The 14,502-nt window shown below is 58.1% G+C and carries 17 protein-coding genes; 10 read left to right on the plus strand and 7 right to left on the minus strand.

All coding sequences use genetic code 11. The annotated features are described in order from the left end of the window. Positions 1-21: 21 nt before the first annotated feature. From AC1ME2_RS12805 to AC1ME2_RS12825, 5 genes are all read right to left on the minus strand, one after another. On the minus strand, positions 22-210 hold the full coding sequence (locus tag AC1ME2_RS12805; RefSeq protein ID WP_480441631.1) for a YgaP family membrane protein: 189 nt from the start codon (positions 208-210) through the stop codon (positions 22-24). Between the two features lie 13 nt (positions 211-223). Continuing rightward, the gene (locus AC1ME2_RS12810) at positions 224-643 is read right to left on the minus strand and encodes a DUF6691 family protein (protein ID WP_480441633.1); all 420 of its coding nucleotides are present in this window, start codon (positions 641-643) and stop codon (positions 224-226) included. A gap of 2 nt (positions 644-645) precedes the next feature. After that, positions 646-1,080: a YeeE/YedE family protein gene (locus tag AC1ME2_RS12815; protein WP_480441635.1), complete on the minus strand. Its 435-nt coding sequence runs from the start codon at positions 1,078-1,080 to the stop codon at positions 646-648. A gap of 64 nt (positions 1,081-1,144) precedes the next feature. After that, complete coding sequence (locus tag AC1ME2_RS12820; RefSeq protein ID WP_480441637.1) at positions 1,145-1,969, minus strand: sulfite exporter TauE/SafE family protein; 825 nt, start codon at positions 1,967-1,969, stop codon at positions 1,145-1,147. A 20-nt stretch (positions 1,970-1,989) separates the two neighbouring features. Then, positions 1,990-2,874: an MBL fold metallo-hydrolase gene (locus AC1ME2_RS12825; protein ID WP_480442124.1), complete on the minus strand. Its 885-nt coding sequence runs from the start codon at positions 2,872-2,874 to the stop codon at positions 1,990-1,992. Between the two features lie 242 nt (positions 2,875-3,116). Here AC1ME2_RS12825 and AC1ME2_RS12830 point away from each other — a divergent pair, with 242 nt between their 5' ends. From AC1ME2_RS12830 to AC1ME2_RS12855, 6 genes are all read left to right on the plus strand, one after another. After that, a complete protein-coding gene (locus tag AC1ME2_RS12830; protein WP_480441639.1) occupies positions 3,117-4,433 on the plus strand; it encodes a sigma-54 interaction domain-containing protein in 1,317 nt (438 codons plus the stop codon). A 157-nt stretch (positions 4,434-4,590) separates the two neighbouring features. Next, positions 4,591-4,752 carry a cytochrome oxidase putative small subunit CydP gene (gene cydP / locus AC1ME2_RS12835; protein WP_480442126.1) on the plus strand — a complete coding sequence of 54 codons (162 nt, stop codon included), beginning with the start codon at positions 4,591-4,593 and terminating at the stop codon, positions 4,750-4,752. Beyond that, the gene (locus AC1ME2_RS12840) at positions 4,749-6,335 is read left to right on the plus strand and encodes a cytochrome ubiquinol oxidase subunit I (protein WP_480441641.1); all 1,587 of its coding nucleotides are present in this window, start codon (positions 4,749-4,751) and stop codon (positions 6,333-6,335) included. The genes cydP and AC1ME2_RS12840 overlap by 4 nt, the downstream gene beginning before the upstream one ends. 11 nt (positions 6,336-6,346) lie before the next feature. Continuing rightward, positions 6,347-7,489 carry a cytochrome d ubiquinol oxidase subunit II gene (gene cydB, locus AC1ME2_RS12845; RefSeq protein WP_480442128.1) on the plus strand — a complete coding sequence of 381 codons (1,143 nt, stop codon included), beginning with the start codon at positions 6,347-6,349 and terminating at the stop codon, positions 7,487-7,489. Between the two features lie 12 nt (positions 7,490-7,501). After that, positions 7,502-7,618, plus strand: a complete 117-nt coding sequence (gene cydX / locus AC1ME2_RS12850) for a cytochrome bd-I oxidase subunit CydX (RefSeq protein WP_219063702.1) — start codon at positions 7,502-7,504, stop codon at positions 7,616-7,618. Then, positions 7,608-7,895: a cyd operon YbgE family protein gene (locus AC1ME2_RS12855; RefSeq protein WP_480441643.1), complete on the plus strand. Its 288-nt coding sequence runs from the start codon at positions 7,608-7,610 to the stop codon at positions 7,893-7,895. Before cydX ends, AC1ME2_RS12855 begins: the two co-directional genes overlap by 11 nt. Before the next feature lie 753 nt (positions 7,896-8,648). Here the strand turns inward: AC1ME2_RS12855 and AC1ME2_RS12860 are convergent. Further along, entirely contained in the window at positions 8,649-9,602 is a 954-nt protein-coding gene (locus AC1ME2_RS12860) for a threonine dehydratase (RefSeq protein WP_480441645.1), read from the minus strand. A gap of 88 nt (positions 9,603-9,690) precedes the next feature. Here AC1ME2_RS12860 and AC1ME2_RS12865 point away from each other — a divergent pair, with 88 nt between their 5' ends. Both AC1ME2_RS12865 and AC1ME2_RS12870 read left to right on the plus strand, forming a co-directional pair. Then, positions 9,691-11,079, plus strand: a complete 1,389-nt coding sequence (locus tag AC1ME2_RS12865; RefSeq protein ID WP_480441648.1) for an aminotransferase-like domain-containing protein — start codon at positions 9,691-9,693, stop codon at positions 11,077-11,079. A gap of 51 nt (positions 11,080-11,130) precedes the next feature. After that, on the plus strand, positions 11,131-11,415 hold the full coding sequence (locus tag AC1ME2_RS12870; RefSeq protein WP_480441650.1) for a hypothetical protein: 285 nt from the start codon (positions 11,131-11,133) through the stop codon (positions 11,413-11,415). A gap of 119 nt (positions 11,416-11,534) precedes the next feature. On the opposite strand, the gene AC1ME2_RS12875 is transcribed toward AC1ME2_RS12870, so the two are convergent. Further along, positions 11,535-13,028, minus strand: coding sequence for a YdgA family protein (locus AC1ME2_RS12875; RefSeq protein WP_480441652.1), 1,494 nt, complete (start codon positions 13,026-13,028; stop codon positions 11,535-11,537). A 112-nt stretch (positions 13,029-13,140) separates the two neighbouring features. Here AC1ME2_RS12875 and AC1ME2_RS12880 point away from each other — a divergent pair, with 112 nt between their 5' ends. Both AC1ME2_RS12880 and AC1ME2_RS12885 read left to right on the plus strand, forming a co-directional pair. Further along, positions 13,141-13,827: an HAD-IA family hydrolase gene (locus AC1ME2_RS12880; RefSeq protein ID WP_480441653.1), complete on the plus strand. Its 687-nt coding sequence runs from the start codon at positions 13,141-13,143 to the stop codon at positions 13,825-13,827. A gap of 215 nt (positions 13,828-14,042) precedes the next feature. Then, positions 14,043-14,435, plus strand: coding sequence for a hypothetical protein (locus AC1ME2_RS12885; RefSeq protein ID WP_480441654.1), 393 nt, complete (start codon positions 14,043-14,045; stop codon positions 14,433-14,435). Positions 14,436-14,502: the final 67 nt, after the last annotated feature.

Raw genomic sequence — 14,502 nt, forward strand, 5'->3', positions numbered from 1 at the left:
CCTGTCTCAGCGGACGAAGCATCAATCACGCTTGCAGGTTTTGATGCCCAGCAGTGAATAGGCTGGGCAGAAGCGGAAGACGCCGGTCGCCAGAGGCACGATGCCAATCCAGCCCCATGCGCCAATGATGCCGAACACTGCCAGTCCGATGAGAATAACGCCCAGTGCGATGCGCAAGGCACGGTCGAGGGTTCCAACGTTTGCGTTCATGGTGATCTCCCGATCAATGTGCGCGCCGAGCTTCCAGCGCGGTGAATAAAAACATGCCGACCAGCATGGCCAACACGAAAACAAACGCTTGCCAGTGGGCCGTCAGCAGAAGGACGACTGCCGGTCCCGGGCATATCCCGGCGATGCCCCAACCAATGCCAAACAGCAGGCTCCCGCCGATCAAGCGCACATCCAGGTCGCGTTTGACGGGCAGTTGCATCGGGGCACCCAGCAACGATTTCGATTGTTTGCCGGCCCAGTTGAACGGCACGCTGGCCACGGCGATGGCGCCGACCATTACAAACGCCAGCGACGGATCCCACACGCCAGCCAGATCGAGAAAGCCCAGTACTTTGGCTGGGTTGGCCATACCGGCGAGCAAGAGGCCGAGACCAAATAGCAGGCCAGCAATGAATGCAGTCAGTTTGCGCATGGTTAGCTTCCGAGAAGATGGCGCAGGACAAAGACGGTAATAAATCCCGCAAACATGAACGTAACGGTGGCCGCGATGGAGCGCGGGGAGCGTCGAGAAATCCCACACACCCCATGCCCACTGGTGCAGCCCGAACCGTAGCGGGTGCCTATGCCTACCAGCAGACCGGCCACTGCCAGGCCAAACCAACCGCTTTTGAACTGTATTAACGGCAAGGCGGCAAACAGCCCCCACACCAGCGGCGCAATCAATAGGCCGAGCAGGAAGAGCGCCTTTTCGCTTCGACCTTCACTGCCGAGCTGTAGAAGGCTGCCGAGCAGACCGCTGATCCCGGCAACCCGTCCATTGGCCAGAACAAACAGGCTGGCGGCCAGCCCGATCAATGCACCGCCCGCCAACGAAGCCCAGGGCGTGAAATGTAACCAGTCGATCATCATTGCGCCTCCCCGATGCAGCAGGCTGTATAAGCCGTGTTGCTACTGCCCATTACTCTGAATGGTCTCAATGAAAAATCCCCACTGCAGTGAGCGCCAGCATCAGTGCGGCGATCCCCCCAACGATTGCAAACATCTGCTGCAGCCGCGGCCCGGCAAGGTAACCGGCGATCTGGCGACCGCCCATCAGGCCGAGCACCGCGCCACCCGCGAAAGGTGCCCCGACGGACCAGTACATCACGCCAGCCAACGTGGCCGTTGCTACGCTGCCCGCCGAGACCAGTGCGATAACGGCCAGGGAGGTGGCGATGACGCTTTTCATGTCCAGATCGGTGTAACGCGTCAACGCCGGGATGATCACAAACCCCCCGCCCACGCCCAGCAAACCTGACAGCAGCCCCGAGAGGATTCCGGTAAACGCCAATGCGCGGGCGCACGGCAAGGTCCAGCGCAGGCGACCTTGCAGAGGGTTGAGCACGCACGGCAGGACATCGGCTCGCGGTGCGGCATAACCATGACGTAGCTGGCGTAGGGCGGTAGTGAATATGCGTGCGCTGACATAGAGCAGCAGCGCAGAAAAAGCCAAGGTCAGCGGCAGGTTTGGCAGACGATGCGCCAGCCATAGGCCTAACGGCGCCACAACAATACCGATGCCCGCGATAAACGCGGCGGCTCGGTACCGAACCAAACCTTGGCGCAAGCCCAGCAATGCACCTACCCCAGCGGCCAGACCTACGGCCAGCAAGCCGACCGGCGCGGCTTGCACCATCGACAGGCCGAGGCCGAAGACCAGAAGGGGTACAGCCAGAATGCCGCCACCGGCCCCGGTCAACGCCAAAATCGCCCCGATGATTGCGCCCAGCCCAATCTCTAGCAGCGTGTGATCATTCATTGTTCTGCCTTAGTACGTATTCAAAGCGCGTTGAGCGGAATTTTCAGGTAGCGGACGCCGTTGTCTTCTGGCTCCGGCAGATGGCCGCCGCGCATATTGATCTGTACTGACGGCAAGAGAAGGACGGGCATTTCCAGGGTGGCGTCGCGTGCTTCGCGCATCTTCACAAAGGCGTCTTCATCGATGCCCTCGTGTATGTGGATATTGCTGGCGCGTTGCTCAGCGACGGTCGTCAGGTACTTAAGTTCGCGGCCATTGGGTAGGTAGTCATGGCACATAAACAGATGTGTTTGTGGAGGTAAACTCAGGATCTTTTTTATCGAGCGGTACATCGTTCGTGCGTCGGCGCCAGGAAAGTCACACCGCGCGGTACCGTAGTCCGGCATGAACAGGGTATCGCCCACGAAAGCGACGGTTTCGCCCTCGACTTCGACGACATAGGTCATGCACGCCGGTGTATGCCCCGGCGTGTGCATCGCCCGAGCCTGCAGCGAGCCAATGCTGAAGTGCGCGCAATCCTCGAGCAGAACGTCGAACTGGCTTCCATCGCGGGCAAAATCGCCGCCCTGATTGAAGAGTTTGCCAAACACGTCCTGGACGACGGTAATCCGGCTACCAATGGCGACTTTCCCCCCGAGCGTTTCCTTCAGGTAGGCCCCGGCGGAAATATGATCGGCGTGCACATGGGTTTCCAGTATCCACTCTACCGATGCACCCAGCTCACGAACCCGTGCGACCAATTGATCGGCCGAATCGGTACGGGTGCGTCCTGACGCGGGGTCGTAGTCGAGCACGCTGTCGATCAGCGCACAGTGATTCGTCGCACGATCCAGCAGCAGGTAACTGACCGTCCACGTATGACGATCAAAAAACGCTTCCACCTGTAGCTGGGCACCGATGATCACTGTTGCGCTCCTGATGATGGGGTGACACATGACTGGCCACCTGTATTCATCTCAATAAGCATGCCAATCTTCTTTTACCTGAAGCGACTTACAACAGACTGTTTTTATTGAATTTTATTTATACGCCAGCCTAGGAATGGCACGAACTGGCAGTGCCTATGGCAGTCTTTTGGCAGTCAGTGGCAGCTTATGGCAGTATCTTGCGCAGTACGCCGATCCTGCGCTCGACTGAAGGGGCTGACATGTCCACATCCCGCACTGATATTTCCAGCCCGCAAGTGCAAGCGCTGGTGTCGTACCTTGAACACGAAAAACAGCCGACCATTGTTCTGGATACCGACTACAACATCATAGCCGCCAACCCGGCTTATCAGCGCCAGTTCGGCGTCCAGGGCAGGCCTCACATTGGCGCCAAGTGCTATCGCGTCTCCCATCAGTTCTCGGTTCCCTGCGATCAGGCCGGCGAACATTGTCCGATGCGCAAAGCCCATGCGTCTCGCGCCCCGGAGCGCATGTTGCACATCCACCACACGCCGCGCGGCCCGGAACATGTCGATGTCGAACTGCGCCCCATTAGTGACGAGCAGGGCGATGTGGTTGCTTATGTCGAGCGCCTCAGTACTGTCGCTGCAGCCTCAGTCCAGCCGCAACAGAACGGTCTTGTCGGCAGTTCGGGTGCGTTCAAGGAAGCGTTGACTGCATTGCAACGTGCAGCCCCGTCGCAAATCCCGGTATTGCTCCAAGGGGAATCGGGCACGGGCAAGGAGCTTTTTGCCCGCGCGCTGCACGCTGGCAGTCCACGCGCCAACGGCCCGCTGGTGGTGGTCGATTGCACCGGGCTTACCGAGTCACTCCTCGAAAGCGAGCTGTTCGGTTATGAGAAAGGTGCGTTTACCGGAGCCACGCAACGCAAGATTGGCTTGGCGGAAACAGCCCATGGCGGCACGCTCTTCCTCGACGAAATCGGTGAAGTACCGTTGGCGATGCAGGTCAAACTTCTACGATTGATTGAGTCCGGCAGTTTTCGTCCGGTCGGTAGTTTAAGAACCGTGCATTCTGATTTTCGGCTGGTCTCGGCCACCCATAAACCGCTCAAGGAAATGGTCGCGGCAGGCAGCTTTCGGCAGGACCTCTACTACCGGATCAGTGCCTTTCCGATTCACTTACCGTCGTTGCGAGAGCGCCGCGAAGATTTGCCGCTGTTGATCAACACTCTGTTGCAGCGACTGGCCGGGGTGGCGGCGCCCACTGTCGATGATCAGGCGATGCAACTGCTGAGCCGCTACGACTATCCGGGCAACATTCGGGAGTTGCGCAATATTCTCGAGCGGGCGCGACTGTTCACCGATGACGGTGTGATACGGGCTAAAGACTTGCCAGCGGAACTGCGCAACCCTGACGAGAAAACAGTACCCGTCATGCGCCGCCGTGGGCATGCGGACCTGGAACGGCTGGCGCAGGTGGCCAGCGCCTTTCAAGGTTCTCGCAGTGAACTGGCCCAGGCGCTGGGGTTGAGTGAGCGAACGCTCTATCGCCGTCTTCGCGCCTGGCATGAGTGAACACTGCCGCCGTCTGGGTGTGACGTTCCGTCACTCCCATCGCAGTTGAGAGTATTGATCTGGATCAACGTTAGTCGTCTTTACCGTCGGGACAATTCCGCCATCCCTGCGAGTACCCGTCATGCCAGGCCCCTTCGATTTTCTAAAAAAACCATTAATGAAGGAAATTGGCCTGATATTGCTTATCAAGCTCGTCTTGTTGTTGGGGATCCGCAGCATCTGGTTCAGCGCTCCGCTTGAGGTCATGGATGACGGTCTCAAAGTAGGCCAACACATGCTTGGCCCCCCTCCCGCACTTCCTGAGAAGAGCCCCCCATGATCTCGGAATCAGTCGTCGACTTATCTCGACTGCAATTCGCAATGACCGCCTTGTATCACTTTTTATTCGTGCCTTTAACCCTCGGTTTGACCTTCCTGCTCGCCATCATGGAGTCGGTCTATGTGATGACCGGCAAGCAGGTCTATAAGGACATGACCCGGTTCTGGGGCAAACTGTTCGGCATCAACTTTGCCTTGGGTGTCACCACCGGCCTGACCATGGAGTTCCAGTTCGGCACCAATTGGGCGTACTACAGCCATTACGTCGGTGACATTTTTGGTGCTCCGTTGGCGATTGAAGGCTTGATGGCGTTCTTCCTGGAATCGACCTTCATCGGCCTGTTCTTTTTTGGCTGGGATCGCCTGACCAAAGTCCAGCATCTGGGGGTTACCTGGCTGGTCGCGATCGGCTCGAACATGTCGGCATTGTGGATCTTGATCGCCAACGGCTGGATGCAGAACCCTGTCGGCGCAGAGTTCAATTTCATCACCATGCGCATGGAGCTGACCAGTTTCAGCGCCTTGCTGTTCAACCCCGTGGCACAGGTCAAGTTCGTGCACACCGTTGCGTCCGGTTACGTGACCGGCGCGATTTTTGTCCTGGCTATTTCGAGTTGGTACCTGCTCAAGGGCCGCGATATCGGGTTCGCGCGGCGCTCTTTTGCCATCGCGTCGGCGTTCGGCATGGCGTCGATTCTTTCGGTGGTCATTCTGGGCGATGAGTCTGGCTATGAGATCGGCGATGTTCAAAAAACCAAGCTCGCGGCGATAGAGGCCGAGTGGGATACCGAGGCCGCACCTGCAGCCTTTACGTTGTTCGGGCTGCCGAATCAGGCCGAGCAACGTACTGATTACGCCGTGAAAATCCCTTATGTCATGGGGATTATTGCCACGCGCTCGCTGGATACCAAGGTGACAGGCATCAAGGATCTGATCGCCCAACATCAGGTGCGGATCCGCAATGGCATGGTTGCTTATGACCTGCTTCGGCAACTGCGCGCAGGGGATAAAAGCGAACAGACAGTCGCTGCCTTCAACGCGGTGAAAAAGGATCTGGGCTACGGTCTGCTGCTCAAGAAATACACGGACAAAGTGGTCGATGCCAGCGACCAACAAGTCAAACAGGCTGCGCTGGACTCCATCCCCGGTGTGGCTTCGATTTTCTGGACCTTCCGCCTGATGGTGCTCAGCGGCTTCCTGATGCTGGCCTTGTTCGTCTGTGCGTTCTGGGCGTCTACCCGCAAGAATGAAATGAGCAAACCCTGGCTGCTCAAGTGGGCCCTGTTCAGCCTGCCGCTGCCGTGGGTTGCCACGCAGACCGGCTGGTTTGTCGCGGAGCATGGTCGTCAGCCCTGGTCCGTCGGTGAAATACTCCCGACCCATCTGTCCGCTTCAAGCGTTTCGACCGGTGATGTCTGGGGTTCTCTGCTGGCGCTGATAGCGTTCTATAGCGTGCTGTTGGTGATCGAGATGTACCTGATGATCAAGTTCGCCCGGCTTGGCCCGAGCAGTTTGCACACCGGGCGCTATCACCTGGAACACGAGGCAACATCCGCCCACGCCACACAGCCGACCCTGGTCTGAGGAGCACAATGATGTTCGACTATGAAAGCCTCAAACTGATCTGGTGGGTACTGGTTGGCGTCTTGCTGATCGGCTTCGCCCTGACCGATGGTTTCGACCTCGGCGCCGCCGCGCTGATGCCCTTCGTTGGCCGCAGCGACAACGAACGACGCGTGGTGATCAACACCATCGCGCCGCACTGGGATGGCAACCAGGTCTGGCTGATTACCGCTGGCGGTGCGTTGTTCGCCGCCTGGCCACTGGTGTATGCCGCCGCGTTTTCGGGCTTCTACTGGGCCCTGCTGCTGGTGCTGTTTGCCTTGTTTGTTCGCCCCGTGGGCTTCGATTATCGGAGCAAACTGAGCAACACCCGCTGGCGGCAAAGCTGGGACTGGGGCCTGTTTGTTGGCGGTGTGGTGCCTTCGCTGGTCTTCGGTGTGGCGTTCGGCAACCTGCTCCTGGGCGTGCCCTTCCAGTTTGATGACACACTGCGCTCCAGCTACCACGGTAGTTTCTGGCAACTGCTCAGCCCATTCGGGTTGCTCGCTGGCGTCGTCAGCTTGAGCATGCTCTGCCTGCACGGCGGCACGTGGTTGATGATGCGTACGGAGGGTGACATCGCCCGGCGTTCACGCAACGCGGCTCAACTGTTCGCGGCGGTTTACCTGCTGGCCTTCATCGGTGCCGGTGCGTGGCTCTTGCTGGGCAGCATCGAAGGACAAACCATCACGTCAACCTTCGAACCCGGTATCGCCCTGAATCCGCTGAGCAAGACCGTGGCCATGAGCAACCCTGGCTGGATGGCGAACTACGGGAAATACCCGCTGACCATCATCGCCCCTGTATTGGGGATATTCGGGGCGCTATTGGCCCTGTTCTCGGCCACTGGCAGTCACAGTCGCTGCGCATTCCTGGGCAGCAGCCTGGCCATCGTTGGCACCCTCTGCACCGCCGGCTTTGCGCTGTTCCCTTTTGTCATGCCGTCGAGTATCGACCCGGCTTCCAGCCTGACCGTGTGGGATGCTGTTTCCAGCCGCATGACACTCAACATCATGCTGGTTGCCGCAGCGATATTCGTGCCGCTGATCCTCTGCTACACCCTTTGGTGCTACGCCAAAATGTGGGGCAAAGTGACCACCCAGCACATCGACGCCAACCCCCACAGCCTTTACTGAGGAGCACACACTATGTGGTATTTCGCCTGGATCCTCGGCGTCTTGTTGGCCTGTAGCTTCGGCATCATCAACGTCATGTGGCTCGAAGCCACCGACACGCTGGATAAGGAGCCAGCGGGTGACCTCTGAAGCCACACCACGGTTGCGACGCGCCAGCAGCAGGGCCTTGTCCCTGCTGCTGGCCATTCCGTTGAGCCTGATTCTACTGATCCACCCCATCACCATCCTCAACGCCCAAGGTCACTACAACCACAACCTGCTGATGCTGGTCATGTGGGGCGTGGCTGCGGGGTATGTGCACGGCGTGGGCTTCGACCCGCGTGCACGCGTGTGGCAAGTGGTGTTTCATCCGCTGGTGGCCTGGGGTCTGATGACCTTGGGCTATGCGGTGATGTGGGTGTATTAGGACAGAAGCACGTCCTCTTTATGATTCGTTCGGTTGAACGCTGATCCCCTGTAGGAGATTTCACATCGCCTTCGACGCCGCGCTGTCGCGCAGCAAACTGTAAGCGCGCTTGCCCGCGATCGCTTCGGAGTCGCGCTCGACCGCAGCAGTCGTAAATCAGCTCGCTCGACTCTACCAGTGAGAACTGTATTCAGCGTTTTGGGACCGCTTTGCGCTCCATCGCGGGCAAGGACTGGGCGTCCCCCACGCTCCTACAAATACCGTTCTATTTCAAATAGCTATCTGTTGTTTGATGGGAGGCCTCGCCGCGTCTTCGACGCTGCGCTGTCGCGCAGCAAACTCGGTCCTTGTAGGAGCTGCCGAAGGCTGCGATAAGGTCGGCACGACCTTCAGCGGTATCAAGAAAGCGACCGGTTCCGTCGGACGCGACCCCGGGGCGATCGCAGCCTTCGGCAGCGCCTACAAATCTACGTTTTGCTGAAAATATAATGACATTTATATTTTATTTTTCAATGAGTTATCTTCTGTTTGATAAGAGCTGACTTGTAACTGCGCGTCCTGCTGCGAAGACCATACGGCGCGGTCTACCTGCCGCCCCTCGATCCAGATCATGGCTATAGGTCAAACCCAAATCTGTCGGAAGCCCGTGCCGGGCTTATTCGCAGACAAGTCAGCGCCTACAAATAATGTTCTATTTCAAATGGTTATCGGTTGTTTGATCGGAGCAAGAAGAAGGAGTTTCTGACTGAAAACTCACCCCCCAAGCACTCGCCCATAAACCTGCCGATCAATATTCGCCCCGCTCAAAATCACCGCCACTTTCTTACCTTGCTGCCGCTCACGCTCTTTGATCAGTGCCGCCAGGCCAGCAGCGCCGGCGCCTTCGGCGGTGTTGTGGGTGTCTTCGTGGAAGATGCGGATCGCGCTGGCGATTTCGTCGTCGTTGACCCGGACGATTCGCGCCGCGCCGTGGCGGATGATGTCGAAGGCTTGGGGCAACGGCATGCGGCAGGCCATGCCGTCGGCAAAGGTGTTGGCGGTTTCGGTGGTGATGATTCGACCTTGCTCGAAGCTCTGGGCGAAGGCGTCGGCGTGTTCGGATACGACGCCGACGATGTCTGTTTTCAGCCCCAGCAAGTCGCGGGTCTGGATCAGGCCGCAAATGCCAGTACCCATGCCGATGGGGACGTAGACAGTCTGCAGACCCTGCACCGCTTCCAGCAATTCCAGCGCGTAGGTCGCGACGCCTAAAATCAGGTCAGGATGAAACGCCGGGACACTCTCGTAGCCCAGTATTTCGGCCTGGCGTGCGGCTTCGGTGCGGGCCTCGTCGAAGTCTTGACCGCACTCGATCAGTTGCGCACCCATGGCCCGCATCGCGGCATTTTTTTCCTGCGAATTACCGAGGGGCACGACGATGATAATCGGCAGCCCAGCGTTGCGTGCGGCCGTCGCAAGGCTCTGCCCATGATTGCCTCGGGTGGCGGTCACCAGTCCGGTCACCTGCGGCTTGCGCTTGAGTAAACCCTGTACGTACAGCAGGCCCCCACGAACCTTGAAGGCGCCGGTCGGTGCATGGTTTTCGTGTTTGACCCAGACCTCGCAACCCAGGCGCTCGGCCAAACGTGGCCAGCCATATTGCGGGGTAGGCGGAATCAGTGGGCGAATGGTTTGCGCGGCGTGGCGCAACGAAGCGAGGTCAAACATCAGGGCACCGGGCTGTGGGTGGGTTTGACCTGATCTTAGGGCCGGAGCATTGTATGGGTTAAACCTTATATTGCATGAGCAACAATAAATGTGGACGCCGACGCTCAAAGATACTGCACAGCCAAAGTACCTGGCCCTGGTGGATGCGATCACTCACGCGATTGAAAGCGGCGAGCTAAAAGTCGGCGAACGGTTGCCACCGCAGCGACGTCTCGCCTGGAACCTGGGCCTGAACCCGAGTACGACGATGCAGGCCTACCGCGAGGCGGCACGCCGGCATCTGGTTTCAGGTGAAGTGGGACGGGGCACTTACGTATTGGCCGGGAGCAAAGAAGCGACGCTGTTCCGGCTCAAGCAGCCAAGTGAGCGCCCCGCCCTGATTGATCTTTCCACGAATGTGCCGGTCACCGATGAGGACAGTCAGGACGAAGTCTCGGCACTCGCCACGCTGATCAATAACGGACAAGCACAGCGACTGCAACGCTACCTCACGGCTGACGACCTGGCGGCTGGCCGGGCTCAGGGTGCAGCCTGGCTGCAAGCCCGAGGCCTGAACGTGCCCACGGAAAATATCATGCTGTGCACCGGCGCCCAGCAGGGGCTGTTCGCTGCGCTACTGTCCCTGTGTCAGCCCGGCGAGCCGGTCATCGTGGAAGCCTTCACCGCGCCGGGGATCAAAGCGGCTTGCCGCCAGTTGCGCTTGCCCCTGCATGGCGTTGCGCTTGATCGTTACGGCATCCTCCCCGACGAACTCGACAGGATGGCACGAGCCACGGGGGCAAAAATCGTCGTGCTGACGCCTACCCTGCAAAACCCGACATCGACCATCATGTCGCCCCAACGGCAACTCGAGATCGCTGAAGTCGCAAGACAGCATGACCTGTTGATTATCGAAGATGACGTCTATGGCGCGCTGACCTCCTCACCTCCACTGACGCGACTGCTGGGCAAGCATGGCCTGTTGGTGACCAGCCTGTCGAAAACGGTCGCCCCCGGTCTACGGGTCGGCTGGATCACCGCCGATCCATCCGTGCTCGAACGTATCGACCCACACGCTCAGGCCACGCATTGGGGCGTTTCACCGCTGTGCCTGACTATCGCCTGCCAGTGGATAAACGACGGTACCGCACAACGCCGCCTGGCGTGGCAGACCGAAGAAACTACCCAGCGCTGGCGCTTGTCAAAGAAGATGCTCGGCGCGGCGTTGTACCAGACACAAAACCCGTCGCCTCACATCTGGGTCACCAGCTCGCAGCCTTCCATGGCGCTGGCTCAGGCGTGTCGTGCGGCACAGGTCGATGTAGTGCCTGCGGAGGTTTTCGCGGTCAAGGACCACGGTACCCATGCCATACGCATCAGCCTGTGTGCAGCCAGTAATCGGACGCAGCTGAAAATCGCATTGGAGCGGGTTGCACAGATTGTTAACTTCAACGGTACGTTGCAAATAGAAGAAGACGGATCTATTTTCAATAGGTAAACCCGTCTTGTTTTACTCCTGCACCGCAACCACTGCGAAGGAGATTTACCGATGGTTATTCACTACAGGCTCGCCGGGCACCTCGCCTGCGGCCGCCATGGCGACAACATCACCTCCACCACTGAACTTGGACGCGTGAAGTGTCGCAACTGCCGTAACACCGATGCCTTCAAGGAGGCGAGGAAAACCGCGCGAAATGCAGCACGCAGAGCCGCGAGGAAGGCGAAGAGTGCTCATGTATCGAACGACTGGCGTGCCTCCTGGCAACAGCGGCTCACGGATATGCCCGGACCGCAGCGACTCCCACGTGGGTTTCATGGTCAGCCCTTCGTTTAACCCTATGGAATGGCATACATCGGATCGCTGATTTCGTCGGCATCGCTGACAGTAAAAACGCAAAAAAAGGGCGAGTTTATTGTCGATAAATAAACTCGCCCCCCTTTGTGCTTGAGGACCTACTGGCGTGCGCCGCCCAACCCGCCAAGCTTGCTCGTTACCATGTTGAAGAACTGAGGCACGGTCATTTTCTGGCCGTTGAAATCGACGATGTCGTTGGCGTAGTGAAGGCCCGAGACGACGTTTTCGCCTTCGACCTTGGCCAATTGGGTCATCACCGCCATACCACTGACCATATCGCTCGCGCCTTGTGCCTGTTCAGCAATGGCTTTGGGGTCGGTCAGACCATTGAGGCCGGCCTGCAGGGTGGCGACGTCCTTGATCATCGGTTGAGACAGCAACAGCTTGGCATCTAGTTCGCCGATCATTTTCCTGCCCACCTCGGCAGGAGGCTGGTCGAATGGGCCTGGGTTGTTCAGGTCCACAGCGAAGCTGAAGTGACTTTCGCCGTTGGCGGTCTTGAGCGAGATTTTTTCCAGTTCGATGTGAGGCTTGGCGGTCAGCAGTTTCGCCAGGTCGGCGTTCATCTGCGCCTGATCAACGTCGCTCAGTTGCAGCTTGAACGGTTGACCAGCCCGCAGGGCTGCCTGTTGTTGCGGTTGGATTTTTTCCTGGAAAAACTTGACGAGTGCTTGGGTAGACACGACGTCGAAATTGCCGAACTTCCACAGCATCTGCGCAGCGCCAACGTCCTTGCCGTTGTAGTTGATCATGCCAATGTCGTAGGTCGCTTGAACCGAAAGGTTACCCTCCGCCTCTTGCGTCATGCTGGTGGTTACAAAGTCCTTGAGCAGCACCGGCGGTTTGTCCCCGATCTGGAGCATCGCGCGGGCCATTTTAACGGTGCTATGCCCGAGGTATAAACCAGAGGCGCCTTTGGTGCCGCCAGTGTCGAAAGTCATGCCGTGGACTTCAACGCTCACGGGGCCTTGATCTGAAGATGCTCTGAGTTGCAGATTGTCCAGGTTACCGGTGACCTTGAGCTTCTCTGCATCGGCACTGGCCTCCATGTCGAGGTTAAGGCCGGAGAACTTGAACGTGCCGTCCTTCTCATTGACGTCCAGCGGTAACAATTGCAGCGAGCCCGCAGTAGCGCGATCGTAGCCGAGGCTCCCCTGTCCTTTGAGCGGCGCGGCGCCATTGGTCAGGGTAAACCATTTTTCGGAGAAGGCGTTTTTCTCGATTTCATAGTTGCTGGTGGCCATGACGGGCAGCAGTTTCAACGATTTCAATCGCGACCACGGCAGTGGGCCATGCTCGATGTTATCAACGAACAGCAATTCGATATTTTCGTTATCTTTGCCCAGCTTTTTGCTTTGAATGTTCACACGATAGTGCGCGGTGCTGGTGAACAGATGGCGTTCGAGCGACACCAGTTCGACGGTCACGTGGTCGTCGGTTCCACCCAAAGACGATTTGATTTGCCGGTTGGTGTTCTCAATCGACTCGTGCAAAACACCTTCCAGTTGGGTGCCGGTGTACCACGCCCCGGCGGTACTCAGTGCCGCCACTGCAATGATGACTCCCATTGCAACATTTGCTGACTTTTTCATCTGTCGCCCTACTTCGCTGTCCATAAGCGGCAAAGGTTATCACCAGCGACTAGCCACGGTCTTCCCTCAGACGGTAGGCTGATGTTCGAATTTGAAAGCGGGATCAAACGAGATGGCTAAGCAGCGCAACGACTTGGGCCCGATCAAGGCCGTTATTTTCGATATGGATGGCTTGTTGTTGGATACCGAGGGTATCTACACCGAGGTCACTCATATGATTGCCAGTCGTTACGGTCGGACGTTTGACTGGGAGGTCAAGCAGAACACTATTGGCCGTGGGGCACCGGACTTTGCTAGTTACGTGATCGGCGCGCTGGAGTTGCCGCTGTCTGTCGATGAGTTTCTGGCCACTCGCGAACCTTTGCTGAATGAGCGTTTTCCGCGTTCGCCAGCGATGCCGGGCGCCGAGGCATTGGTCCGGCATTTGGCCGCGCACAATATTCCCATCGCCGTGGGCACCAGTTCTTCGATCCACTACTTCAAGGCCAAAACCACCCTGCATCGGGCATGGTTCGAGTTGTTTGATACCGTGGTAACCGCTGACGACCCAGAGGTGGGGGCCGCCAAGCCCGCACCGGATATCTTCCTGGTCGCAGCTCGCCGCCTAGGCGTTGAGCCAAGGGACTGCCTGGTGTTCGAAGACTCCCCCTTCGGCGTAACGGCGGCCAAAGTTGCAGGTATGTACGCCGTGGCCGTGCCGGATGCTCATATGCCCATCGAGCAATACAGTCACGCCGATCTGCGCCTTGAATCGCTGGTGGATTTCCCGCTTGAGGCGTGGGGTTTGCCAGCGTTTTGACCGTTGATTGCTGCGTCTGCGAGGGCCTTTTTTGCGAGTAAAACTGCGCCCAGCGACCCTAAAAATCCATTAACTATTTGATCTGTATTATTTTTTCATACTATTAATTTCAGCGATAATCGTTAGCAGCCTAATTAACTTCTTAATAAAAGAGAGCCGCGTAAAATTCACTCCACAGCAACAGACAACCTAATAAGCCTTGTGGAGCAAACATCATGAAAACTTCAAAACTGATCTTCGGCCTGGCATTCTCGGTACTGGCCAGCAGCGCTTTCGCCCTTCCTGCTTATGCAGAAAACGGTTCGGCTCACACCAGCGCTACTCATGTAGCCGCTGATGGTGCTGATCACGTTGGTGCAAACCGCCTAGCCGCTGATGGCGCTGACCACGTTGGTGCAAACCGTGTAGCCGCTGATGGTGCTGACCACGTTGGTGCAAACCGCGTAGCCGCTGATGGCGCTGACCACGTTGGTGCAAACCGTGTAGCCGCTGATGGTGCTGACCACGTTGGTGCAAACCGCGTAGCCGCTGATGGCGCTGACCACGTTGGTGCAAACCGTGTAGCCGCTGATGGTGCTGACCACGTCGGTGCAAACCGCGTCAGCTAACACCTTACGACTGTTCCTTTCAGCCCGGCTTTGGCCGGGCTTAATTTTGGGCGACAGGAAAGTGCAG

The sequence above is a fragment of the Pseudomonas sp. ASL9 genome (assembly GCF_056680335.1).

Bases quoted from the DNA above. Each gene is read 5' to 3' on its own strand.
- AC1ME2_RS12860 (WP_480441645.1), bottom strand. From the start codon at position 9,602: ATGTTTGACCTCGCTTCGTTGCGCCACGCCGCGCAAACCATTCGCCCA.
- cydB (WP_480442128.1), top strand. From the start codon at position 6,347: ATGTTCGACTATGAAAGCCTCAAACTGATCTGGTGGGTACTGGTTGGC.
- AC1ME2_RS12885 (WP_480441654.1), top strand. From the start codon at position 14,043: ATGAAAACTTCAAAACTGATCTTCGGCCTGGCATTCTCGGTACTGGCC.
- AC1ME2_RS12865 (WP_480441648.1), top strand. From the start codon at position 9,691: ATGTGGACGCCGACGCTCAAAGATACTGCACAGCCAAAGTACCTGGCC.
- AC1ME2_RS12815 (WP_480441635.1), bottom strand. From the start codon at position 1,080: ATGATGATCGACTGGTTACATTTCACGCCCTGGGCTTCGTTGGCGGGC.
- AC1ME2_RS12810 (WP_480441633.1), bottom strand. From the start codon at position 643: ATGCGCAAACTGACTGCATTCATTGCTGGCCTGCTATTTGGTCTCGGC.
- cydX (WP_219063702.1), top strand. From the start codon at position 7,502: ATGTGGTATTTCGCCTGGATCCTCGGCGTCTTGTTGGCCTGTAGCTTC.
- AC1ME2_RS12820 (WP_480441637.1), bottom strand. From the start codon at position 1,969: ATGAATGATCACACGCTGCTAGAGATTGGGCTGGGCGCAATCATCGGG.
- AC1ME2_RS12830 (WP_480441639.1), top strand. From the start codon at position 3,117: ATGTCCACATCCCGCACTGATATTTCCAGCCCGCAAGTGCAAGCGCTG.
- AC1ME2_RS12840 (WP_480441641.1), top strand. From the start codon at position 4,749: ATGATCTCGGAATCAGTCGTCGACTTATCTCGACTGCAATTCGCAATG.
- AC1ME2_RS12880 (WP_480441653.1), top strand. From the start codon at position 13,141: ATGGCTAAGCAGCGCAACGACTTGGGCCCGATCAAGGCCGTTATTTTC.
- cydP (WP_480442126.1), top strand. From the start codon at position 4,591: ATGAAGGAAATTGGCCTGATATTGCTTATCAAGCTCGTCTTGTTGTTG.
- AC1ME2_RS12870 (WP_480441650.1), top strand. From the start codon at position 11,131: ATGGTTATTCACTACAGGCTCGCCGGGCACCTCGCCTGCGGCCGCCAT.
- AC1ME2_RS12805 (WP_480441631.1), bottom strand. From the start codon at position 210: ATGAACGCAAACGTTGGAACCCTCGACCGTGCCTTGCGCATCGCACTG.
- AC1ME2_RS12875 (WP_480441652.1), bottom strand. From the start codon at position 13,028: ATGAAAAAGTCAGCAAATGTTGCAATGGGAGTCATCATTGCAGTGGCG.